This window comes from Candidatus Atribacteria bacterium, assembly GCA_011056645.1.
Lineage (GTDB): Bacteria > Atribacterota > Phoenicimicrobiia > Phoenicimicrobiales > Phoenicimicrobiaceae > Sediminicultor > Sediminicultor quartus.
The window spans coordinates 18,656-42,987 of sequence record DSEL01000181.1 but is presented as its reverse complement, the minus strand read 5'-3'; the positions used below and the strand labels follow the sequence as shown (position 1 = coordinate 42,987).

Below are 24,332 nucleotides of genomic sequence, written 5' to 3'. Positions count from 1 at the left end.
TTGTCTTCATAATTAACCTCCTTTAGCTATTACTATCCATTTAAAAATAATATTTTACAAATATTTGTAAAATATTATTTTTAAATGGATAGTAATAGCTAAAGGAGGTTAATTATGAAGACAAAAGATAAATTTTTAGGTAAAGATTGGTTATTGGATACAACTGAAGGTGTAAAATTATACCATGAAGTTGCAGTTCCCTTAAGAAAAGAGGTGGGGATTTTTGATACTCATACTCATCATAATCTAAGGCAAATTGTGGAAAATAAACCTTTTCCCAATATTTGGAGAGCTGAAGTTCTTGAGACAAGGGGAGAATATAAAAACTGTGATCATTATATTATTCAATTGGCTGCAAAATTCCCTGGTTTTTCCCAGGCTTTGGCTAGAGATCCTCAAATTTCAGATTATGATAAATGGAAGGCCTTGTGCGGAGTTTTTCCTTATCTTGAGGGAAACCATGTCCATCAGTGGATGCATTTAGATTTGAAAAGAATGTTCGGCATAGAAGAAATATTATCCGTTGAGACCGCAGATAGAGTATGGGAAAAAGCGAATGATCGCTTACAGAAAAAAGATATGTTACCACAATCTATCCTGAAGAAAATCGGAGCAAAAATTATTTTTACAATCGATGATCCGATAGATGATCTGGAATATCATAAGGTGTCCAGAAACATAGAAGGTATTACTTTTTTACCTACCTTTAGGCCTGATGCTTATTGTAATATCTTTGATGATCAGTGGAAAGCAAATGTGGAAAAAATCTGCCAATTAACTAAACGTGAAACAACACTTAAAGGTCTTATGGAGGCTTTAAGTATGAGGTATGCTTATTTTGCAGAGAGAGGGGCAAGGGCAAGTGATCATGGCTTGTTGGAGCCCTATGGTTTAAAAATCAGTTTGAAAAGAGCGGAAGAAATTTTTCAGCAAGCTTATAATAAGGGAAAGAAGTTTGGTCTGAGATCTCTTGAAACAAAAGAATTTATTTCCTTTATGATGCACCAATTCTGTGCTTTGAATCAAGAAAAAGGAATGGTTACGCAGATACATTATGGTGCGGTCAGAAATGCTAACGAGTATTTATTTGAAAAATGGGGAACTGATGTAGGAGGTGATGTTTCAGCTGACAACGTAAATATCATAGAGAATTTACAACCTCTATTATCAAGATTTTTTAGCGGAGAAAGCGAGAATCAAGGTCATTTAATTTTATATCCCATGAATCAAATTTTTGCTCATACTAATTTGATGTTAGAAAGGGCTTTTCCTAAGGTTCACTCTGGATTTCCCTGGTGGCATAATGATAGTCCTTATGTGATGGAACAATATCTGCTACATACTGCTGGATCGTCTCTTCTTACCTCAAGCGGGGGCCCAGTTTGTGATGGCAGAAAAATTTTGTCAGAGGGGAGTAGATTTGAAGTATTTGACAGAATAATAAGTAAAGTCATAGGTTCCCTTGTTTCGAGTGGGCAAATAACCTATAATGGGGGAGTGAAAGCGTTGAAAGCTTTGATGTATGAAAATCAAATGAGGTTATTTAATTTAAAGGGAGAGTTTAATGAATAAACAGGATATTTTACAGTATTTTGATAAGTATCATAGTGATAGATATAAGGCATATTCATCTTCTATAATGTCAGAAAAAGATAATTATTTTTTTATGGCGAAAGGTGATAAAGAAAAAAATTTGATAATTTTTGCAGCTCCTGATCTTACTAATAAATTTGAAGGGGAGAATTTAGAAGAGAAGATAGCGGATGAAAATAAATTGGCTATAAAGAAATGTTATTTAAACCATCTTAATCTTTCTCTATTACGAGAAATATTCCCGCACCTAAATCCTTCTTTTTGTGGTATAAGGGCTTCTTTTGGCACTGGAGATCGATTGGGTATAGCTACTCCAGCCCATCTTCAGGCTTTTCTGGGTAAAGATATTTTTCCGATTTTAGCCCAGCAATCGGTTAGAGAGATGGCTCGAACCGAGAGAAATTGGCAGAAAGTTTTAGATGATGCGATTTGGGGTTGTTTTGAAGCGGGATATGAAGGTCCTTTTGGGGCGGATGCCGATCATGTAAAAAATATTAAAGAGCTGAAAGAAGCGGTAGATTGTGGCTTTACAATGTTCACCGTAGACCCTTCCGATTTTATCAGAAATGATATTGAAAAGTTAGGTAAGCAAGAATTAGACCAACTTTATAATCAAATTCCTAATTGTAAGGAAATAAAAAAATTGTATTTAGGTAAATCATATAAGGTTAATGGGAAAGAATTAATTTTTGACGACCAATCATTAAAAGAAATTATAATTACTTATTCTGAAGCGCTAAATCACGTGTTGAGATGTTATGAATTCTTAACAGGTTACAAAAAGGAAAAATTTGATTTAGAAATATCTGTAGATGAAACCCCTACAGTTACTTCTCCTCTGGCTCATCTATTTATTGTCTTAGAACTTCATAGAAGAGGAGTAGATTTTCAGAATTTAGCCCTTCATTTCTTAGGAGATTGGCAAAAAGGGATAGAGTATATAGGAAATGTAGAGGAATTTGCCAGGGAATTTTCTCTGCACGCAGCTTTAAGTAAAAGTATTGGTGGCTATAAACTTTCCCTTCACACCGGGAGTGATAAGTTTTCTGTTTATCCTATTTTTTCTCGGGAGACCGATAGCTTTTGTCATATTAAAACTGCCGGGACTAGCTGGTTAGAGGAAGTAAAAGTTATTGCTATGAAAAACCCGGCTCTTTATCGGGAAATTCATCGATTTGCTTTGGAGAATTTTGAAAAAGATAGAGCATCATACAATTTAACCACTGACCTATCCCGTATACCCAATTTAGATGAAGTTTCTGATAATGAATTGGCAAGTCTTTTTAAACAGAATGACTCTCGACAACTTATTCACATAACTTATGGATCTATTCTCAAGGATAAGGACGATAGAGGAAAATATATTTATAAAGATAGAATCTATAAAGTATTATTTGATTACGAAGAAGAGCATTATAGGGAACTTTCTAATCATATCAGGAGACATTTGGTACTTTTAGTTAGTATATAAATACAGTAACAAGTAATGTGTAATAATTAATGAGTAAATACCGGGGCAGATGAATCCGCCCCCTACATAAAAAAATACGTTATATACCAATAGTTGAGATTGCCACGCTTGTCTCGGGCAAGCTCGCAATGACAGAAAGAGAGAAATTTTTTAATAAACTATTGAACACAAGGAGGAGGGAATAATGAAGGAAAATTTACAAATGTTTAGTTTAGAAGGGAAGAATGTAGCGATTACCGGAGGCGGAGGAATTTTAGGTTCTGCTATTGCCCGAGGGTTAGGCAAAGCAGGCGCCAGGATAGCCATATGTGATATTGTAAATGCTGATAAAGTTGCCCAAGAATTAAAATCAGAAGGGATAGAAGCTAAAGGTTATTATCTAGATGTGATGGATATTAAAAAGATTAAAATCTGTCGGGATGAATTAATTGAAAATTTTAGTAAAATAGATATCTTGATTAATGCGGCAGGGGGGAATATGAAAGAAGCTACCACCTCGGAGGATCTAAAATTTTTTGATTTACCACTTTCCGCTTTAGAAAAAGTAGTGGGACTTAATCTTTTTGGAGGTGCTATGCTTCCTTCTCAAATTTTTGGAAAGGATATGATAAAAAACACAGAAGGTGGTTCTATCATAAACATTTCTTCTATGAGTGCTTATCGTCCTCTTACCAAGGTATCTGGTTATTCTGCCGCCAAGGCAGCGGTAAGCAATTTTACCCAGTGGTTGGCCGTACATTTTGCTCAAGAATATAATAAAAAATTACGAGTGAACGCACTGGCTCCGGGGTTCTTCTTAACTACCCAAAACCGATATCTACTTACCACTGAAAAAGGTGACTTAACACCAAGAGGACAATTGGTTATTGCCCACACTCCGATGGGTAATTTTGGAGATCCTGAAGATTTAATCGGTGCCTGCATTTGGCTGGCTTCTGATGCCGCAAAATTTGTCACCGGAATCGTTGTTCCTGTCGATGGAGGGTTTAGTGCTTTCTCGGGAGTATAAATTAGTATATGGTATATAGTATATAGTGAAGAGGAAGAGAAAGAAAGAATTAGGAATATAGAATACAGAAGTCAGGAGACAAAACAAGAGTGTAGAGCGTTGAATAGATTGCAATACGGTAATGAGCAATGAGTGATGAGTTTTTGTTTATGGGTTGCAGGTTACAGGTTTCGAATAAACAACTCTATGTAATTTAATAACTAACAAACCGAGTAACTGGACAACTGGCCAAATAATTAATATGATTAAAAAGGAGAAAATATAGATGAAAAAGAAAGATATCGGATTGATCGGCTTAGGAGTAATGGGACAAAATTTAATTTTAAATATGGAGGATAAGGGTTATTCTGTAGCTGTATATAATAGAACCAGTGCCAAAGCAGAAGATTTTGCTAGAGGAGCAGCCCGGGGGAAAAATATATTTCCAGCTTATTCTTTAGAGGAATTTGTAGATTCCTTAGAATCCCCTCGTAAGATAATCTTGCTGGTAAAGCAGGGAAAACCGGTTGATGATTTTATATTAAAACTCGTTCCTTTACTGGATAAAGGAGACCTAATCATTGATGCCGGAAATTCTTATTTTAAAGATACAATAAGGCGCAATAAAGAATTAAATGATCTAGGATTATTATTTATCGGTACAGGTATTTCCGGGGGAGAAGAAGGAGCATTAAAAGGACCGGCTATCATGCCTGGCGGACAGAAAGAAGCCTACTCCTTGGTTAAAGACCTATTCAAGAAAATTGCTGCTAAGGCTTATGATGGTGTTCCCTGTGTATCCTATATAGGACCTGATGGAGCAGGTCATTTTGTGAAAATGGTCCATAATGGTATTGAATATGGAGATATGCAATTAATCGGTGAATGTGTCTGGGTGTTTAAAAATGCTTTAAATATGAGTTCATTAGAAATCGCTCATATTATAGCTGAGTGGAACAAAGAAGAGGATGTTTTACGATCGTATTTGATAGAAATTACCGGAGAAAGCATGAAAGAGAAAGATAAAAAGAGCAGTGAATATCTAGTTGATCGAACAGCTGATATTACCAGGATGAAAGGAACAGGTACCTGGACAGTACAAAGCGCTTTGGAATTATTAGTCCCCATTCCCACTATTACTGCGGCGGTTTTCTCTCGAGAGATGTCTCAAGACAAAGATTTAAGGATACAAGTTTCCAAAGAGATATCTATTTCTAAAGAAAAATATGTAGGAGAAAAAGAGCAATTTATTAAAATCGCTCATGATGCCCTATATCTGGCTAAAATTTCTTCTTATGCTCAAGGTATGGCTTTATTACAGGCTGCTTCTAAAAAATATGAATGGGAGCTTAATCTAGGAGAAATTGTTAAAGGGTGGCGAAGCGGTTGTATAATTCGAGCTCAGTTTTTAGATGAAGTTACCAAAGCTTATCAAGAGAATCCGGAAATACCTAGCCTTTTAACTGCTCCTCGATTCGCCTTGGTAGTTAAGCAAAGTCTTAATAAATTAGCTAATTTTATAGAAATTGCTCATTGGGTAAAAGTACCTGCTCCGGCGATGAATAATGCTTTTGATTATGTTCTTCAGCTAACCAGCCCAATTATGGTATCTGCTCAAGTATCAGCCTTACAAAGAGATTATTTTGGAGCTCATGGTTATTTTAAAATTAAAGGATTAGATGATCCGGAAGTCATGACTACGCAGGAAGGAAAAATGAGAGAATTTCATACAGAATGGATGGAACGCGAACGCCCGGAGAAGGAATGGACAAAATGAGTAATGAGTAATGAGTGAGGAATAATAAGTAAAGAAGTAAGAAATCACAAAGATTTGGAAGTTTGGAAAAAAAGTATGGATTTGGTCAGTAATATTTACAGAATTACTGAGTCTTTTCCCAACAAAGAACTGTATGGTTTAACAAACCAAATAAGAAGAGCAGCGGTTTCTGTTCCTTCAAATATTGCTGAAGGTGCGGCAAGAAGTTCTAAAAAAGAATTTATTCAATTTTTATACATAGCCCTAGGATCATTATCTGAACTTGAAACGCAAATTATTATTGCAAACGGGTTAGAATATTTAAATAATTTTAAATACAGTTTTTTCTTTTTTTCTTATTACTCGTCACTTATCACTTATCACTATATCTAAAGAGGGAGGATTAATGTGCTTTCAATTGAGGATCTCAATGGAGAATTGACGGATGAACAATTAGAAGAAATTGTAAAGGAAGGTCTGAAAGATTTTTATTCGGTAAAAAAAGTTCTATTAATCCATCCTGATTATACCAGAACAGACTTTACCGATAAATTAGTTCCTTTTATCTATGAAGAGTTAAAAAATAAAGGAATGAGTAAAATTGATTCTTTAAACGCCGGTGGAACTCATAGAGCGATGACTGAAATAGAAATTCGGGAAAAGTTGGGGCTCTCTTCTGAAATTAATTTTAACCATTTTTATAATCATGAATATAATAACCCTCAAAAACTAATAAACATGGGGGAAATCCCTGCTTCTTTTGTCGCTGAGAAAACTCAAGGAGATCTTTCTCAGTCTATAACGATAGTGGTAAATAAGTTAATTACCGAAGATTATGATCTGATTATTGCCTTAAGTGGAACATTACCTCATGAATCCGCCGGTTATGCGGGAGGATTAAAGGTGTTTTTCCCGGGTAGTTCTGGTCCGGAGGTGATAGATTTACTGCACTGGGCAGCGGTTCTTATCGGTATTCCTCGAATTATCGGCACAGTAGATAATCCTGCTCGAGAAGTGATAAAACAGGGAGCTTCTTATATTTTTGACCGGATAAAGGCTCCCGTTATTTCTTTTAATATGGTCTTTCAAGAAAAAGGGCACCAAGTAATACCCAAAGGTTTATATGTAGATGTAGGATTTAATGGCTTTATCGAAACTTATAAACAAGCGGCAAAATTAAGTTCGAAAATTCATGTGATTTATATAGATGAGCCCCTTGATTGTGCAGTTCAGGTTATTGACCAGAGTTATGATGAAATTTGGACTGCCGGGAAAGGTTCTTATAAATTGCAGAGTCCCGGAGTTATGGCTCCAGGTGGAGAAATTATTATTTATGCTCCTCATATCAAGTGCTTTCATTCCCGATCAAAGATGGATCTTGCCTTAAGGCAAATAGGTTATCATTGCAAAGATTATGTAAAGAAATATACAGAAATAAATCCTAAATTTAGTAAAAATATAGCTGCTCACGTGATTAATGTAAGGGGGACAGGAAAATATGATATTAATTCCGGAAAAGAAGATTTTGACTTTAAAGTTACTTTAGCTACTGGAATTTCGAAAGAAATTTGTGAATCAGTAGGGTTGGGTTATCGGAATCCGGATTCAATTCATCAGAAAGATTTCATCGGACCAGGGAAACTATGGATTGAAAATGGCGGGAAGTATCTTTACAAAATAAAATAGTTATAATGGTAGAGGAATTTCTTTATACAAAAAAAGTTTTGAGTTTTGAGCTATCGATTAAGATAAAAGGAGAGAAATAGATAGATGAAGAACGTAATTATTGCCCAATCAGGCGGTCCAACCTCGGTGATTAATAATAGTATTAGGGGAGTGATTGACCAATTAATTTCTTCTAAAAAAGTTGATAAAATATATGGTTCAAAGATGGGTATTCTTGGGGTTCTAAAAGAAGAATTAATAGATATTTCTGCTCAGGAACCACATCAAATAGCTCTATTAGCAGAAACTGCATCTGCAGGAACAATAGGCAGTTGTAGGTACAAAATAAAAAATGATGAGGATCTGGAACGTATTATTGAGGTTTTTAAGAGGCACGATGTTGGATATTTCTTCTACTGTGGAGGCGGAGACTCCATGGATACAGCTAACAAAGTAAGCAAATTAGCCCAAAAAGAAAATTTAGCGTTGATTTGTACCGGCGTACCTAAAACTATTGATAACGACGTAGGAGGTCCATTGCAAGATGATGGAACATTTGCAATATGTGATCACGATCCCGGATATGGAAGCGTTGCCCGTAATTTAGCTATTAATATATTGGAAGCAAATGAGGAGAACAAGGCTAGCTATACCAGCGATCCGGTTTTGATAATCGGAGTCATGGGAAGAAAGATAGGTTTTATCCCGGCGGCGGCAAGACTCGCTGATCCCAAAAGAGATATGCCTTTACTAATCATTCTTCCAGAATCTCTATCTAAAGATGATTATCAGGGTAATTTAGAGTTGTTAACTGAAAGGGTAAATGAAAAATTAAGTAAATATAGAAGGTGTATAGTAGTGATTGGGGAGGGAGTAGAAGTAGGTGATTTGGGAATACTCCGGGATAACTTTGGCCATGCTCAATTTAGTGCTTCTGAAAGGACAGTAGAACAGGTAGTTACTAATTACCTTAATGGAATCGATAGGAAAGATGCTCAGGGAAGAGCACAAAGTCGGTTGATAATTAGAGGAATAGCTCGCTCAGAAAGGCCAGGTACCCGCCAAAGGAGAGAGATTGCCTATGTATCCAACGTTGATAGAAATGAGGCTTATCAGGTGGGGGCATATGCCGTTAAAATTGCCTTATCAGGAGAAAATGCTTTTATGTCCACAATTATAAGAAATCCTAATTTACCTTATAAGGTAAATTATGGTAAAATACCATTAGATATCGTGGCAAATTCAGAAAGGGAATTTCCCAAAAAATGGATTTGCTCCAATAGGGTAGACGTAACCGATGAATTTATAAATTGGGCTTTACCTTTAATCGGTGAACCCTTACCTCGATTTGCAAAATTTAAAGAGATATATATTACGAAGAAATGCGAAGAATATGTACCAGTAGAGGATAGAAAGAAGTAATAAGTAATAAGTAATCAGTAACTAGTAACCAGTAACAAGTAACCTGTTTCTATAAATCCAGAACTATAGTTTTATTACTAATTACATATTACTTATTACTTGTATTAGAAAGGAAAGGAAATAATGGCTTTACCCAGGCTTACCGAAGAACAGATAAAGGAAGACGCGGAACAACAATTAAGAAAATTTAAAAGAACAAAAGATTTTTTGGTTGCTATCGATACCGACGGTTGTGTTACCGACAATATGAATGGAAAACAGATGTTAATTTTTCACCCTCAATTTATGGAATTTTACCAATTATGGGAGATTGAATCTTACTTCCGGGAAATTGCCGAATATTATAATCTTTTTTCTATAGATAGAGGGTGTAATAGATTTATTGCCATTCAACTTATCCTTACCGCTCTTCAAAATAGAGCAGATGTTCAGCGAGTGGTACAGGAAAGGCATGTCAAGCTACCCGATATAAAATCCCTGAATGAATATATCGCTTATACCAAGGAAAATAAATTAGGTTTGGGGAATCCAAGTTTGGAAGGATTTATCCATAAAAATCCCAAAAATTTTGCTTTATATAAACTTTTAGGATGGAGTGAAGCAGTTAACAGAACATTTCCCTATATTTCTGCAAAGATGCCGCCTTTTAATCAAGTAAAAGAATGTTTAGAATTAATTACTCAATCTGCTGATATATTAATTGTTTCTAAAACACCATACTCAGATTTAGCAAACTATTGGGAAGCTCAAGGGATTGCTCAATACGCTCAGATTATTGCTGGTCAGGAAATGGGGTCAAAACAGCATCATATTGAGATTGCCAAAAAAGCAGGCAAGTATGAAGATGATCAGGTGATGATGATTGGTGATGGTGGAGGCGATTTAAAAGCAGTTAAAGCAAATAACGGGCTTTTTTATCCTACGCCTCCAGGTCAAGAACAGAAAGCATGGCATGATTTCCCCGGAGCATTTCAAAGATTTATTAAAAGAAAATATAAAGGTGAATATGAAGATTGGCTTTTACAGGTATTTAATCAAGGACTCTTTACTTCTCCGCCATGGCAGAAAAATGGTTATGATCACCAAAGGTCTTACAGAGAAAGACAAGAGATAAGAAAAACCTTATATAGAAAATTTAATCCCCAAGGCAGACTGCTAATATTATAAAAGATAAAATAATTTTAAAAAATACTATTTTTTAAAATTATTTATAAAAAAAGAAGGGAGGTTAACAAAAAGTACAGTATATTATATACAGGAATATAAAGATGATATATTCCTGTATGGTAAACATTACAAAAGAAATTAAATTAGGAGGTTTTCATGAAAAAATTAACTTTTACATTATTAATGGTTATTGTTATGTTGTGCAGTATTTTAGTAACAGGTCTGGCAGCAGGCAAGGTGCTTCATATGTATACAGCATTTGATACCGAAGAAGCTCAGTATTACATTGAGGCTTTTGAGAAAGAAACGGGAATTGATGTAGAATGGGTGAGAATGTCTTCCGGTGAAGTATTAGCCCGAATAGAAGCAGAAGCGGCTAATCCTCAAGCAAGCATGTGGCATGCAGGTTCCAATACCTCTCATATAAATGCAGCATCTAAAGGATTACTTGAACCGTATAAACCTAATACCGATTTTGAATTAAAAGATATTTTACATGCAAAGGATTGGGCTTGGACCGGATTTTACACCGGGGCAATCGGCTTTGTATCTAATGTGAATTTTTTAAAGGAACATAATGTAGAAGCACCGACTTCCTGGTCTCATCTTTTAAACCCAGCTTTCAAACAAAACGTTGCGATAGCTTATCCCTATACTTCTGGTACTTCCTACACTACTTATGCAACTCTGGTCCAAATGGTTGGTCTGGAAAAAGCCCTGAATTGGTGGGAAGAATTTGATAAGCAAAGTATTTTTCAGTATACAAAATCCGGAACCGGATGTATACCGATGGTAGGATTAGGTGAAATAGCAGTTGGTATTGCTTTCTCCCACGATATCCTCGCCAAAGGTGTAAATGAAGGATATCCAGTGGTTATGACCTTCCCCTTAGAAGGAACTGGTTATGAAGTAGGAGGATTATCTTTAATTAAAGGCGGACCGGAACCGGAATTAGCAAAGCAATTTATTGACTGGTGTTTTACCAAAAAAGCCCAGGATTTATTCCAGAAATATAACCGTTTACCGGTAAATCCGAAAGCAACAGTTGCCGAAGGTTCAGTAACTTTAGATAAAGTAAAATTAATCGACTATGACGCAATCTGGGCAGGCGAGCACAAAGATGAATTGGTTACTGCTTGGAGAGATAGAATAGGAAAATAATCAAAGTAGAGCAATGAAGTAATAGAGGAAAAATAATCCCTGTTACTGGCTAATTATTGTAGTAGCAGGGATTATTATATTATTGCCATAAATATTATTATAGGGCGGAAAATATGAGTAGCTCAAAGAGAAAAATACAGGAAGTCACCGGAAATCTACGCTTAATATGGAAAGAACCGTTGCTATTTGTATCTATTCTGGCGATTTTTTATTGCCTGATAGTCTTTGTAGTATTTCCGATATTTCAAGTCTTTAAAACGAGCTTATTTATTGATAAACAATGGAATCTTTCCAACTATTTCGCAATTTTTTCCAAAAGATATTATTATCAACCCTTTTTAAATAGTATGCTTTTAGGAGTGTACACTGCAACCATAGGTACTGTAATTGGATTTATCTTTTCTTATGCCCTTACCAGGACTCCGATGCCCTTTAAAAATTTTTTTCGGATGACTGCAACCTTTCCCATTATTTCTCCTCCCTTTGTAGTGGCACTATCAGCCATTCTGCTCTTTGGGAGAGCGGGGAATCTAAATCCCCTTTTAACTAAAATTATTGGAAACTATACCATATATGGGTTGGGAGGATTGATACTGGTTGAAACTATCGCTTATGCCCCGACAGCTTTTTTGGTTCTTTACGGTATTCTTCAAGCTATTGACCCATCATTAGAAGAGGCTTCTATGGATTTGGGAGCTTCAAGGGCAAAAGTGTTCTCTACTATTACTTTACCTTTAGCTACACCAGGCATTGCTAGTGCCTGGCTTTTGGTATTTATCCAATCTTTAGCTGATTTCGGAAATCCTATGGTTATCTCCGGAAATTATCGAGTTCTTTCAGTTCAAGCTTTTTTGCAAATTACCGGAATGTACGATTTGTCTCGGGGTTCTACTCTGGCCATACTTTTATTCATCCCTACCATAGTTGCTTTTTTTCTGCAAAAATACTGGGTTTCTCGAAAATCTTATATTACAGTTACCGGAAAACCTACCGGTGCCACCATTAAACAGTTGGAATGGTATATAAAACTACCGGTCTATACCTGTTGTATTATTTTTACCGGACTGGTGTTTCTTTTTTACGGAACCATCGTTCATGGTTCTTTTCAGACTCTCTGGGGAGTTAACTCCACCTTAACTCTAAAACATTATGTAGAAATGTTTCAAGTGGGCAAAGATTATTTAATTGATTCCTTAGTTCTTTCATCTGTGGCTACACCAATAGCGGGTATTATAGGCATTTTTATCTCTTTTCTGGTGATAAGGAAAAAATTTATTGGCCGGGGGGTAATGGAATTTATCTCCATGCTTACTTTTGCGGTTCCCGGGACGGTAGTTGGCATAGGGTATATCTTGGCATTTAACCAAAGAACTGTACTGTTTCCTTTTATCATGACCGGAACAGCTTGGATTATCATCATTCTTTTGGTATTTAGAAATATGCCGGTAGGGATACGCTCTGGAATTGCTGCTCTGCAGCAAATTGACCCTTCTATCGAGGAAGCCTCAACTGATCTGGGTGCAGATAGTAATACTACTTTTCGCAGGATTACTTTACCGATGATTGCCCCCGCTTTTTTCTCCGGTCTTGCCTATAATTTTGTAAAAGCTATGACGGCTATCAGTGCGGTAATTTTTGTCGTATCGGGTAAATGGAATTTAATTACCATAGCTATACTGGGTTTTGTAGATAATAGCAGGTATGCACAAGCAGCAGCGATGTGCAATTTGTTGATTGTTATTGTTTTAATTGCCTTAGGGATTATCCAGTTAATTGTCAATCGTATTGGAAAAGGCGTAAGAACTATTGACATTGTTGGCTAATTATTAAGAAAAAGGAAAGGATTTTTTTATGAAACAGGATTATCTTGTTCTTGAAAATTTAGAGAAAATTTTTGGAAGTGGGAAAAAAAGTGTTACAGCGGTAGATAAAGTCAATTTAGAAGTAAAAAAAGGAGAGTTAGTTACTCTTTTAGGACCTTCTGGGTGCGGGAAGACTACTGCTCTTCGTATGATATCTGGCTTTGAACTTCCCACTTCCGGGAAAATATTTATTGACGGAGAAGATGTTACTACCACTCCTCCAAATCGACGACCCACTACGATGGTGTTTCAAAATTATGCTCTATTTCCGCACATGACCGTATATCAAAATATTGCCTACGGATTAAAGATTCATCAAGAGAAAGAAAAGGCTATTCGAGAAAGAACAGAGAAGATCATGAATCTGGTAGGTTTGAAAGAATTAGGTGACAGGTCGCCTTCGCAGCTTTCTGGAGGTCAGCAGCAACGGGTTAGTTTAGCCCGCTCTTTAATTATGGAACCTAAAGTATTATTACTTGATGAGCCTCTTTCCAATCTTGATGCCAAGATGCGAGTATCTACCCGATTAGAGATTAGAAAAATACAGCAGAGAGTTGGCATAACTTCGGTGTATGTTACTCATGATCAGGAAGAGGCGGTGACTCTTTCTGACCGAGTAGTTATTATGAATGCAGGTAAGATTCAGCAGATAGGTACTCCTCAAGAAATCTATGCTCACCCGGTCAATTATTTTGTAGCTGATTTTATTGGCAAAGCAAACTTTTTAGAAGGAAAAGTAGCCACTATTTTATCTCAGAAAGAAATTGAGGTTGATATAGAAGGGTTAAAGTATAAAGTGTCTACACCTAAGAAGATCTTCACTGAAGGAGATAGAATTTTTCTGGTTATCAGGCCTGAATCTACTGAACTCGAACCTAAGAAACCAGAGGCTATTAATGGTATAATCAGTCAGGTGATTTATCTTGGTTCTAGGATGGTATACGAAATTAAAACTGAAAAAAATCTCCTCACCGTAGAGATTGCTAATCCTCAGGAGCATAAAATATTTTCTATAGGAGAGGAAGTATCTGTAAAATTAAAGGAAAAAAGTTTGCATGTTATCCCTTATGAAGAGATTAAAAAATGAGAAAGGCTTTTTTCTTTAATATAGTTTGATCGAAGACCTAAAAACTGCTAAAAAATAAGATTTAACAATTGAATTTTACTTCTTATATTTATTATCAATAAGATTATTAACCTCTTGCAAAGTACGTTGGAAAGGTCCTTCTGCTTCCATTTTTAAACTAGTTACTGCAGCCGTCCAGACAGTTGCCTCTTGAGGAGAAGCACTTAATCTTTTAGCAGTGTAAGCGGCAATACAGGTATCTCCCCGACCGCTTCTTCCTATAATTTCTTTGGGTAAAAATTTTTCTTCGTAAAATTTGCCATCGGCAAAGACTAATACACCATTTCGGTGAGTAATAATTACTTCTTTTGGTCCCAGATCGTGCATTTTTTGAGCAGCAGTATAGAGATCGCATTTACCGAATAAAAGCCCTGCCTCTACTGCATCAGTTTTTAAAATATCCAAACAAGCAAATAAGTCGTTTCTTTCCGGCCATTCCCTGGGGACTAATTTACCATTATCATTTACCCGAATAAAGCTCTGCACGTCAGCGGAAAGGAAAGTTTTCTTTTTCGATAGTTCTTTTATCACTTGTAAGCTAACCTCCCCGCGCATAGAAGCACCAACAACGATTGCCTTAGCTTGGACTTTTTTTACTTGGTCAGAAGTAAAAGGACCTGCTGAACTGGTTACATAAATGACTCGCTCATCAAGATTGGAAGTGGGATATTCCAGACGAAGACAAGTGGAATGAGGCGAAATATGGGCGAATACATCCACACCCAGGTGTTTTAGTTTTTCTACTACATAAAAATCTTCTTCTGCCAAACGGGTAATTGCTGCTACTTTTAGGCCCATCCTTACTGCCACATGTGCACCGTAATTAAAAGCCCCTCCGTCAACCACTCTGGTTCCGGTAGAAGAAACGATGGTATCTTTGGTATAATGTCCTATAAAAGCAATATCATAAAACTTATCGGTATTTTTCATTTCGTTATCTCCAGTTTAAAATAATAAATTCAATACTTTTAATTTGTTTGCCCCGCCATTATAGCAGAAAATAAAGCGAGAAAGCAATCTCCCAAAATATATCATTTATTTTTCTTTTTCGTCAAATAATAATGATGAATTTCTTTACTCGGAGAAATTTCAAAATATTTTATAAAAAAAAGAAGGATTTTAAAGAGTTCTATCGTATAGTTAAATCATGGAATAAAGTAAAATAAACCGTTAAACAATCTTTTTTATATATAAAAAGACAAGTAACTATTTTTACAAATTATATTTATAAACGAAGGATAGAAATTGTATTGTAAATTACCCAAAAAAGACATTATCTCCAAAGAAATTCCGAGATATCCTAATATCTGGTTTTATGTAAATAGTAATATTGTAGAAGGATATTTTGAAGCGGTGTATTTAGTCATATTTAATTTAATGAAATATTGTAATATAAAGAATAATTTTAGCGAAAATTATCGTTTACGCCATATTTTGTTTAATAGCAATGAAGGAAGCGATACGGAAGGAAGATATAAAGGCCTGCAACCTTATACAGATATTGACCATCCTGCAAATAGCCACGATCATCAATTGCATATTAGATACTATTATAAAAATTTGATGAATAATCAATCCGAAAGGGTAAAATTGAATATAAATAATGAGAATATAATATTTTATCGATTGGCTCTGAGTGCCCATTATGAGGTAACAACAGAAAATAAGAATCATCCATTTGTTGAGTTTTGCCCAATATGCGGGAGAGTTGGCATTTACAATATCGAGGTGGATCAAAGCAACTTAGATAAAGAGATTTGTAGAAAAATCCATGATCCTTTAGGTGTTGAAATTCTTTTAAAAAATACCATTCGAGGAAATAAAATATATAATAACAAAGGAAAGCAGATCAAATTTATTGAAAGATTGAGAAAGGATTGTGATTTGGAAACTTATATTTTTGATACAACGGATGCTGAAATAAATACTCCTAAGATCGGACACATATTAATAAAAAAGATTAATTATGGCAGAAATGTAATTTTAAAAAATATCGAAGAAAATTAAATATTTAAAAAAACTATTTTAAACAATTTTTTGATTATAGTTATATATAAATTTGATTATGTTATAATCTGAAATAGTAAATAAAAATATTGTTGGTTTGAAGCGAAAAATATGCATATAAAAGGGATTGGAATAAATATAGACTCTTCTGCTATAGATGGAGATTTAGATTTATTAGAAAAAACTTTAGGAAGTATTCAGGATAATGGTTTTAATTATGCCGAGATACCCGTTCACGGAGTTGATGCGATCTTTAAGGGGAAACTGAATTGGCTTCAAACCAGGGTAATTAAAGACATTCTAAAAGAATTTAAATTAAAATATACTGTTCACGGTCCCGATCTGCTCAATTTGATGGACTCTCGTAATTTTAAATTACAAAAAGAAATCTTTAAATCCGGAATTGCATTTACCAATGCTATAGGTGCAGAAATTTTTGTATACCATAGTGGAAAAATTTCTTTACAAGAGGAAGATAAAGGTAAAGAATTAGGTCAAAATAATTTTTCAAAAATATCTTCTACCAGAAAAATTGACTCATTAAAGAAGATGGAAATAAAAGCCTTACAAGAATTAGCTCCCTTTGCCAAAGATTTAGGCGTGAGCATTACTATGGAAAATGGATGCCCGGAATTGGAAAAAGATTTTCTAGAGATTAGCAAATATAATTATGGTACAAATATTGAAGATTTAGTCAAACAAGTCAAAGAGATTGACCAAGAAAATGTGGGAATAACCCTAGATTTCGGCCATGCTTATCTGGCCTCCAAATATTATCGCTTTAAATTTTTAGATTCCATAAAATTAGCCCTGCCGCATATAAAACACCTGCATATTCACGATTGTTTTGGCAAACCCAAAACCTCTCCTGAAAACCAAGATATCAATCTAATTCAATTTGGCATAGGCGATATGCACATGCCTGTCAGTTGGGGAGAGATTCCCTATGATAAGATATTCCCTCTTTTAAAGAACTACAATGGAGTATTATGTTTGGAATTAAAACCCCGATACAAAAAATTTTATAAGTATAGTTTAGAAAGAATCAAAGAACTAATAGAAAGCACTAACAATAACCAAAAATTAAAGAAGATCTCTCCCTTTACCAAGTACGATAATTAAAGACAGATAAAATCTACACTTTAGATATAAAATAATTTTTACAAAGACCTATTATTTTAGCTTTTATCATTATATGATAATATTTCATCCCCATATTACTTTCTATCGAAATTACATTTTTATTAGTTCAAAGATAATATTTTGAGCAAAAAGTTGAAAAGGAAAAAAGGAGAAGCAAATATGGATGTTCATCTAATCAAAGACAGAGACCTTTTTCTATTAACTGATCAAGCGGGCAATATTACACCAAACGAAGATGGGCAATATGGCCTATACACTAAAGACAGCAGATTTTTAAGTCAATATGAATTGCTGATAGATGATATCAAACCATTCGTTTTGTCATCCGGGAAAACAGAAGATAGAACAAATAAGGTTTACTTGACGCATGAGATTTTTAATAAAACTGACAGTAGAAAAGTATTAATTAAAAGAGAACAGATCATTTTCAACGGCATGGTGTATGATAAGATATTGGTAATTAATTATTTTTCACAGCCACTTGTCTTAAAATTAACTCTAAAAGTGGATGCTGATTATCTGGATATTTTTCAGGTCAGAAATTATGTAAAAGAAAAAAGATTAGGGACTATTTTAAGTCCTTCCAAAGTTAAAAATGGCATTTTCTTAGGTTATCTTGGCAAAGATGGTATAAAGCGGGAGACAATAGTAAAAATACTGAATGAAGAGGGAGAAATTTTTAAAGATAGAATAGAATTATCTTTTAAACTAAAATATAAACAGGAAAAAGAAGTTACTGTCGGTATAACCCCCAGGATTGAAGGCCAGGAACTAATTACCCAAAACATTATTGACTTTGAGAAAGCACAGAAAAAATTGAGATTGAAACGTAAAAAATGGGAAGAGGATTGCCTAATGGTTAAAACTGATCATAAAGACCTTAACCAGCTGATCGATAGAAGTCTATCGGATTTAAAATTATTGTTAGGTGATTTAGGGGAAGGTTTTATACCAGTCGCAGGAATTCCATGGTATGCGGTCCCTTTCGGCAGAGATAGTATTATTACTTCATTGCAGACATTGATGCTAAATACAAAAATTGCACAAGGTACATTAAAAACTTTAGCTCATCTTCAGGGGAAGGAAGTTAATGGATTTAGAGAAGAAGAGCCAGGAAAAATAATGCACGAAATCAGATTTGGTGAATTAGCTCACCTTAATTTAATACCTCATACGCCTTACTATGGAACCATCGATTCTACACCTTTATTTCTAATCCTTGCAGTAGAATATTTTCATTGGACCGGAGATTTAGTATTGATAAGAAAGATTTTACCTCATCTGTTTGCTGCTTTAGAATGGATAGACAAATATGGAGATATTGACCAAGACGGATATGTTGAATATGGTGAAAAAAATAGTCAATGGGCAATTAACCAAGGATGGAAAGATTCAATAGATTCCAGTGTTCATCAAGATGGAAATTTAGCTATTCCTCCCATTGCCTTGGTTGAAGTTCAGGGTTATATTTATCAGGCGAGGAAAGGGATGGCTGAAATTTTGTTCTATTTAGGGGAGACAGAAAAAGCAAAGAAATTGGAAAAAGATGCGCTGGAGTTAAAAGATAGATTTAATAAAGATTTTTGGATGGAAGACAGAAAATATTTTGCTTACGGGCTTGATTATCAAAAAAAACAAATTGCTTCCATTACCAGTAATCCAGGGCATTGTCTATATAGTGGAATCATTAGCCGAGATAAATCTGAAGCAGTAGTAAAAAAATTACTAAGTGAGGAAATGTTTAATGGTTGGGGGATAAGAACTATGGGGAGAAAGGAAATCGGCTATGATCCGGCGAGCTACCATAATGGCAGTGTTTGGCCCCATGATAATTCAATTATTATTAGGGGTTTAATCCGATATAATTATCATAGAGAGGCTGCCAAGATCATTAATGGCTTAATAGAAGCATCTCAATATTTTAAGAATAATCGTTTACCCGAACTTTTTTGTGGCTTTAGCCGCAAAGAGATGAAAGGACCAATTGAGTACCCTGTTGCCTGTAGCCCTCAAGCCTGGGCGTCTGGCAGTATTTATCTGATAATCCAAAGTCTTTTAGGAATAAGTCGAGATGTGGTTAACAATAAGATCTATTTAAAACCAATTTTACCTGACGGGATAAATAAAGTAGAGATAAAAAATTTAAAAATAGGTGCTAATAGAGCTGACTTTACACTCACTAAGGAAGGAGACCACATTAAACTCAGTAATGTCAAAATAGAAGGGAATTTAGGATTAATTCTATAAATGAATTTTAAAAAAGAGTCCATTAAAAGTCTGATTATTTTTTAGGAAAAGGAGTAAATAGTGGAATTAAAAAAATATGATAGTTTCGTAATGGGACATATCTCTATTGATGAAAACATATACCAAGGAGAAATGGTAAAGGAAATTGGCGGAGCAGTTTTATACTCATCCTGTGCTTCTCATGCTATCGGCCATAAAATAGGTATATTGACTAAGTTATCTCCATCAGATAGAAAATATTTGGAGGAATTTACTGTTTTTAAAGAAGATATTACTGCTTTAGATTCTAAAAACACTACTTCCATAAGAAATATTTATCATAGCATAGATAGAGAAAGGAGAACCTGTACTGCTCTATCGATTGCCGATCCCTTCACTCTTGGCGATATTCCAGAAAATATTGATTCCCGGATATATCATTTTGCCGGACTCATCTTGGGAGAATTTAATAGTGAAATGATAAGATTCCTGCATCATAAAGGGAAAGTTGCCCTGGACGTTCAAGGGTTTTTGAGGAATGTATCGAAAAATAAGGAAATGGTCTTTATAGATTGGGGGGAAAAAAAGGAATGTCTCCCTTATATTGATTATTTAAAAACTGATGCAGCCGAGGCTGAAATTATGACCGGAACAAAAGATAGGGAAAAAGCAGCGAAAATACTTTTCGAGTGGGGGAGCAAGGAAATTATGATCACTCACCATAAAGAAGTTTTAATTTATGATGGTAAAAAACATTATACTTGTCCTTTAAAGCCGAGAAATCTTTCCGGAAGGACCGGCAGGGGCGATACCTGTTTCAGTACGTATATCACTGAAAGGTTAAATAAAGGGATAGAAGAAGCACTTCTCTTTGCTGCCGCTTTGGTTTCCTTAAAGATGGAAGAACCGGGCCCTTTTAAGGGAACCAGGGATGAGGTTAAGAATTATATAAAAAAATATTATTAGTAGTACCCGAATACACACGACAAAATAAAAAGAAGATAGGAGAAAAAATTGAAAGTAAAAGAAATTTTAACAGAAAAAAAGGGGCAAAAATTGTTTTTGCTGGGCAATGAAGCCGCTGTTCGGGGCGCTTTGGAAGGTAGCGTCTCGGTAGTCTCCACCTATCCTGGTACCCCTTCTTCAGAGATAGGAAATGTATTTTACAAAATTGCCCGGGAAGCAAGAGTATATTTTGAATTTTCCTCAAACGAAAAGGTAGCCTTAGAAGTTTCTGCTGCAGCTGCAGCCGCTGGGTTGCGTTCCTTTGTCTTTATGAAACATGTAGGTTTGAATGTAGCAGCTGACTCTTTTATGAGCACAGTTTATACCGGAGTGCGGGGCGGAATGATTGTCTTATCAGCCGATGACCCTTCAATGTATTCTTCACAGAATGAACAAGATAATCGGATTATGGCTCGCTTGGCAGGGATTCCCCTGCTTGAGCCCTCCAATCCGCAAGAAGTAAAAGACTTGATGAAATTTGGTTTTGATCTATCAGAACAATTTAAGATTCCCGTACTTATGCGAACTACTACCAGGATATCGCATATGAGAGGAGTGGTAAATTTAGGAACAGTCATTCAGGGAAAAGAGAAAGGATATTTTAAAAAGGATCCTTCTCAATTCATCGTAGCTCCGGAATATGTGGTAAAAATGCGCAAAGAATTAATTAAAAAATTAAAACAGATTGAAGAACAAAGCGAAAGATCTCCTCTGAATAAAATAATTGACCAAGGCGGTAAAGAGATAGGAATTATCACCAGTGGTAGTGCCTTTAATTATGTGATGGATGTGGTTAGTGAGAATAATTTAAAAGTTAAGATTTTAAAACTCACCTTCTCTTATCCTTTTCCCGAGAAATTGGTATTAGATTTCATAAATAGGGTTGATAATATTTTGGTAGCAGAAGAGGTGGAACCGGTAATGGAGAAGGAAGTTTTAGCCATAATAGGAAAATATAATATAAAGAAAAAAGTATACGGCAAATTAGACGGGACCCTTCCCCGAATTTATGAATACAATCCGGATATCATCTCTTTTGGGGTGGCGAAAATAGTAGAAAAAGAATTAATTAAAAGAAAAAAGTTTAGTACTAAACTCTCTTTACCTTTGCGGTCATCGATACTCTGCCCGGGATGCCCTCACCGTGCCACTTATTTTGCTTTAAAAAAAGCTATAAAAAAATTGAAATTAAAGGAAGAAGAGGTAATTTTCTCTACTGATATAGGTTGTTATGCATTGGGGTTAGAACCCCCCTATAAAATGGGAGATTACTGTATTTCTATGGGTTCAAGTTTAGGTATTGGCTGCGGGTTTTCTAAGGCAACCAACCAGAAAGTAATATCTTTTATCGGAGACTCAACCTTTTTTCACGCTGGCATACCCCCTTTAGTCAACGCTGTCCATAATAGGGATAAGATTTTATTAGTAGTTATGGACAATAGGATAACTGGAATGACCGGAGGTCAAACCAATCCCGGTGTACCCCTAGATGGAATGGGTAATCCCGCTCCTGAAGTTTCCATAGAGAAAATTGCTCAAGGAGTAGGCGCGGGTTTAGTAAAGACCATTGACCCGGTTAATTTAAAGGAGACAGAAGAAGTATTTAAGGAAGCACTACAATTTGAAGGAATGGCAGTAGTTATTACCAAGCATCCTTGTGCCATGATTACTGATACAGAGAATAGAAAAGAAGGTATAAGCGTTAAATATTCTATTAACCAGGAAGAGTGCACTCAATGCTTAATCTGTATAAAAAATTTTACTTGCCCGGCTATTTATATAGAAAAAGATGGCTCTGTTAATATTAATCCATTATTATGCGATGGTTGTGGAGTTTGTGTTCAGGTATGTCCAAAGAAAGCAATAGAGGTGAAAAAATGAGCAGGGAAAATATATATAAGATTCAGCTTATTGGAGTAGGGGGCCAGGGAACGATTAAAGCCTCTACTATTATGGGAGAAGCCGCAATGAAAAAAGGTTTAAATGTGGTAATGAGTGAAGTTCATGGAATGGCTCAAAGAGGAGGGACAGTAGTAACTGAACTTAAAATCGGTGAAGCATACAGTCCTTTAATTGAAGAGGGCGCAGGGGATTTATTGATTGCCTTTGAACCGACAGAAGCTCTAAGATCATTACCTAAGATAAACTGCCATTCTTTTGTTATTGTCAATAGCTCTCCCATTATTCCTTTTACTGTTTCTCTGGGCATTTCGGAATATCCCGAACTGTCTTCTGTTTTTGGTGAGTTAAAAGCAAAAATAAATAATTTATTAATAATTGATGCTCAAAAGATAGCTCGAGAAGTGGGAAGTATCATCTCGGAAAATATGGTTTTGCTGGGAGCAGCAGTGGCTACTCCAAAATTTCCTATAGATAAGGATTTGGTTATTCAGTCTATGAAAGCAAACTTACCTCCCAAAAGCATTGAGATAAATTTGAAAGCCTTTGAAAAGGGATTTAAAGAAGCAAAAAAGAAGGGATAAACCAGATAAAGAAAGAAATAGAACAAATAAATCATACCCTACAACTCATTACAAATTACTAATCACCGTATTTCTTTATTATATGCTAAATACTACATACTATTCCCGATACTAATTTGCAAGGAGGAATGTATGAAAGAAAATATTTTAGTTATCAACCCCGGTTCAACTTCTACCAAAATAGCAATATTTAGCCAGAAGGGAAGGGAAATTTTTAAGGAGAATATCTCCCATTCTGTCGAAGAACTAATTCAATTTGTGTCTCTATTAGAACAAGGTCCATTCAGGAAAAAAATAATCCTGAATATCTTGAAAAATAAAAATATAAATTCTAATTCTCTAAGAGCGATTATAGGAAGGGGTGGTATTTTAAAACCTCTAAAGGCTGGAACTTATCAGGTTAATGCAAAACTTATCGATGACCTAAGAAATTCTCCCATAGAACACGCCTCTAATTTAGGAGGGATTATCGCCCATGAAATAGCCGAAGAAATCAATATCCCTGCTTATATTGCTGATCCGGTATCAGTTGATGAATTTCCCGATATCGCACGTATATCCGGGCTCAAAGGAATAGAAAGAAAATCCTTGCTTCATACTTTAAATATAAGGGCTAATGCCTTCCGTTATGCCAAAGAACAGGGGAAAAAATATGAGGAGTTAAATCTTATTGTTGCCCATCTTGGTGGGGGAATATCGATTGCTCCCATAGAAAAGGGAAAAATCATTGATGTAAATAATGCTAACGACGGAGGACCTTTTTCGCCTGAACGGACCGGCTCTCTTCCCAATAAGGCTCTAATTCAGCTGTGTTACTCTGGTAAATATTCAGAAAAAGAATTATACAAGGTCATTACTCATCAAGGTGGAGTTGTCTCTTATCTGGAGACTAATGACATCAGAGAAGTAATGAAGAAAATAGATCAAGGAGATAAATATGCAGAATTAATTTTTGAAGGGATGTGTTATCAGATTGCTAAAGAAATCGGAGCAATGGCCACAGTGCTTAAAGGAAAAGTTGAGGCCATTATTCTTACCGGGGGTATAGCTCATAATGAAATATTGGTAAACAAAATAAAAGATCGCACGGATTGGATAGCTCCGGTGGTAGTTTATCCGGGAGAAGAAGAAATGAAAGCATTAGCTCAAGCAGTGATAAGAGTGATAGATGGAATAGAAAAAGTAAAGACGTATTCTTGAGAACAGATCTTTCACCTATTGAGGTAGGGGTCGTATTTATCCGACAAGGTTATTTAC

Annotated in this window: 19 protein-coding genes; 18 read left to right on the top strand and 1 reads right to left on the bottom strand. The window is 35.4% G+C overall.

Annotated elements, in window-relative coordinates; all coding sequences use genetic code 11:
• The first annotated feature begins 114 nt into the window (after positions 1-114).
• The 11 genes from ENO17_07985 (at position 115) to ENO17_07935 (ending at position 14,172) form a co-directional block, all read left to right on the top strand.
• Complete coding sequence (locus tag ENO17_07985; GenBank protein HER24971.1) at positions 115-1,572, top strand: hypothetical protein; 1,458 nt, start codon at positions 115-117, stop codon at positions 1,570-1,572.
• Positions 1,565-3,064, top strand: coding sequence for a hypothetical protein (locus ENO17_07980; GenBank protein ID HER24970.1), 1,500 nt, complete (start codon positions 1,565-1,567; stop codon positions 3,062-3,064). Before ENO17_07985 ends, ENO17_07980 begins: the two co-directional genes overlap by 8 nt.
• Positions 3,065-3,248: 184 nt before the next feature.
• Positions 3,249-4,073, top strand: coding sequence for an SDR family oxidoreductase (locus tag ENO17_07975; GenBank protein HER24969.1), 825 nt, complete (start codon positions 3,249-3,251; stop codon positions 4,071-4,073).
• A gap of 265 nt (positions 4,074-4,338) precedes the next feature.
• The gene (gene gndA / locus ENO17_07970) at positions 4,339-5,829 is read left to right on the top strand and encodes an NADP-dependent phosphogluconate dehydrogenase (GenBank protein HER24968.1); all 1,491 of its coding nucleotides are present in this window, start codon (positions 4,339-4,341) and stop codon (positions 5,827-5,829) included.
• Between the two features lie 75 nt (positions 5,830-5,904).
• Positions 5,905-6,201 (top strand): four helix bundle protein, encoded by a 297-nt coding sequence (locus tag ENO17_07965; GenBank protein HER24967.1) that lies wholly within the window; start codon positions 5,905-5,907, stop codon positions 6,199-6,201.
• Between the two features lie 15 nt (positions 6,202-6,216).
• The gene (locus ENO17_07960; protein HER24966.1) at positions 6,217-7,494 is read left to right on the top strand and encodes a DUF2088 domain-containing protein; all 1,278 of its coding nucleotides are present in this window, start codon (positions 6,217-6,219) and stop codon (positions 7,492-7,494) included.
• A gap of 84 nt (positions 7,495-7,578) precedes the next feature.
• Positions 7,579-8,895, top strand: a complete 1,317-nt coding sequence (locus ENO17_07955) for a diphosphate--fructose-6-phosphate 1-phosphotransferase (GenBank protein ID HER24965.1) — start codon at positions 7,579-7,581, stop codon at positions 8,893-8,895.
• Positions 8,896-9,018: 123 nt separating this feature from the next.
• Positions 9,019-10,062, top strand: coding sequence for an HAD family hydrolase (locus tag ENO17_07950; protein HER24964.1), 1,044 nt, complete (start codon positions 9,019-9,021; stop codon positions 10,060-10,062).
• 183 nt (positions 10,063-10,245) lie between these two features.
• On the top strand, positions 10,246-11,223 hold the full coding sequence (locus tag ENO17_07945; GenBank protein HER24963.1) for an ABC transporter substrate-binding protein: 978 nt from the start codon (positions 10,246-10,248) through the stop codon (positions 11,221-11,223).
• Between the two features lie 113 nt (positions 11,224-11,336).
• A complete protein-coding gene (locus ENO17_07940; protein HER24962.1) occupies positions 11,337-13,046 on the top strand; it encodes an iron ABC transporter permease in 1,710 nt (569 codons plus the stop codon).
• Between the two features lie 28 nt (positions 13,047-13,074).
• Entirely contained in the window at positions 13,075-14,172 is a 1,098-nt protein-coding gene (locus tag ENO17_07935) for an ABC transporter ATP-binding protein (protein ID HER24961.1), read from the top strand.
• 75 nt (positions 14,173-14,247) lie between these two features.
• On the opposite strand, the gene ENO17_07930 is transcribed toward ENO17_07935, so the two are convergent.
• Complete coding sequence (locus ENO17_07930) at positions 14,248-15,141, bottom strand: hypothetical protein (GenBank protein ID HER24960.1); 894 nt, start codon at positions 15,139-15,141, stop codon at positions 14,248-14,250.
• 423 nt (positions 15,142-15,564) lie between these two features.
• Between ENO17_07930 and ENO17_07925 the strand changes: the two genes are divergently transcribed.
• From ENO17_07925 to buk, 7 genes are all read left to right on the top strand, one after another.
• A complete protein-coding gene (locus ENO17_07925) occupies positions 15,565-16,218 on the top strand; it encodes a hypothetical protein (GenBank protein ID HER24959.1) in 654 nt (217 codons plus the stop codon).
• Between the two features lie 111 nt (positions 16,219-16,329).
• The gene (locus tag ENO17_07920; GenBank protein ID HER24958.1) at positions 16,330-17,340 is read left to right on the top strand and encodes a sugar phosphate isomerase/epimerase; all 1,011 of its coding nucleotides are present in this window, start codon (positions 16,330-16,332) and stop codon (positions 17,338-17,340) included.
• A 180-nt stretch (positions 17,341-17,520) separates the two neighbouring features.
• Positions 17,521-19,608 carry an amylo-alpha-1,6-glucosidase gene (locus tag ENO17_07915; protein HER24957.1) on the top strand — a complete coding sequence of 696 codons (2,088 nt, stop codon included), beginning with the start codon at positions 17,521-17,523 and terminating at the stop codon, positions 19,606-19,608.
• Positions 19,609-19,668: 60 nt separating this feature from the next.
• A complete protein-coding gene (locus ENO17_07910) occupies positions 19,669-20,553 on the top strand; it encodes a ribokinase (protein ID HER24956.1) in 885 nt (294 codons plus the stop codon).
• A 48-nt stretch (positions 20,554-20,601) separates the two neighbouring features.
• The gene (gene iorA / locus ENO17_07905) at positions 20,602-22,473 is read left to right on the top strand and encodes an indolepyruvate ferredoxin oxidoreductase subunit alpha (protein HER24955.1); all 1,872 of its coding nucleotides are present in this window, start codon (positions 20,602-20,604) and stop codon (positions 22,471-22,473) included.
• On the top strand, positions 22,440-23,075 hold the full coding sequence (locus ENO17_07900) for an indolepyruvate oxidoreductase subunit beta (GenBank protein ID HER24954.1): 636 nt from the start codon (positions 22,440-22,442) through the stop codon (positions 23,073-23,075). Before iorA ends, ENO17_07900 begins: the two co-directional genes overlap by 34 nt.
• A 132-nt stretch (positions 23,076-23,207) precedes the next feature.
• On the top strand, positions 23,208-24,275 hold the full coding sequence (gene buk / locus ENO17_07895; GenBank protein ID HER24953.1) for a butyrate kinase: 1,068 nt from the start codon (positions 23,208-23,210) through the stop codon (positions 24,273-24,275).
• Positions 24,276-24,332 lie beyond the last annotated feature (57 nt).

Excerpts from the sequence above, each read along its gene's own strand:
- ENO17_07985 (HER24971.1), top strand. The coding sequence starts at position 115 with ATGAAGACAAAAGATAAATTTTTAGGTAAAGATTGGTTATTGGATACA.
- ENO17_07980 (HER24970.1), top strand. The coding sequence starts at position 1,565 with ATGAATAAACAGGATATTTTACAGTATTTTGATAAGTATCATAGTGAT.
- ENO17_07975 (HER24969.1), top strand. The coding sequence starts at position 3,249 with ATGAAGGAAAATTTACAAATGTTTAGTTTAGAAGGGAAGAATGTAGCG.
- gndA (HER24968.1), top strand. The coding sequence starts at position 4,339 with ATGAAAAAGAAAGATATCGGATTGATCGGCTTAGGAGTAATGGGACAA.
- ENO17_07965 (HER24967.1), top strand. The coding sequence starts at position 5,905 with ATGGATTTGGTCAGTAATATTTACAGAATTACTGAGTCTTTTCCCAAC.
- ENO17_07955 (HER24965.1), top strand. The coding sequence starts at position 7,579 with ATGAAGAACGTAATTATTGCCCAATCAGGCGGTCCAACCTCGGTGATT.
- ENO17_07950 (HER24964.1), top strand. The coding sequence starts at position 9,019 with ATGGCTTTACCCAGGCTTACCGAAGAACAGATAAAGGAAGACGCGGAA.
- ENO17_07945 (HER24963.1), top strand. The coding sequence starts at position 10,246 with ATGGTTATTGTTATGTTGTGCAGTATTTTAGTAACAGGTCTGGCAGCA.
- ENO17_07940 (HER24962.1), top strand. The coding sequence starts at position 11,337 with ATGAGTAGCTCAAAGAGAAAAATACAGGAAGTCACCGGAAATCTACGC.
- ENO17_07935 (HER24961.1), top strand. The coding sequence starts at position 13,075 with ATGAAACAGGATTATCTTGTTCTTGAAAATTTAGAGAAAATTTTTGGA.
- ENO17_07930 (HER24960.1), bottom strand. The coding sequence starts at position 15,141 with ATGAAAAATACCGATAAGTTTTATGATATTGCTTTTATAGGACATTAT.
- ENO17_07920 (HER24958.1), top strand. The coding sequence starts at position 16,330 with ATGCATATAAAAGGGATTGGAATAAATATAGACTCTTCTGCTATAGAT.
- ENO17_07915 (HER24957.1), top strand. The coding sequence starts at position 17,521 with ATGGATGTTCATCTAATCAAAGACAGAGACCTTTTTCTATTAACTGAT.
- ENO17_07900 (HER24954.1), top strand. The coding sequence starts at position 22,440 with ATGTCCAAAGAAAGCAATAGAGGTGAAAAAATGAGCAGGGAAAATATA.
- buk (HER24953.1), top strand. The coding sequence starts at position 23,208 with ATGAAAGAAAATATTTTAGTTATCAACCCCGGTTCAACTTCTACCAAA.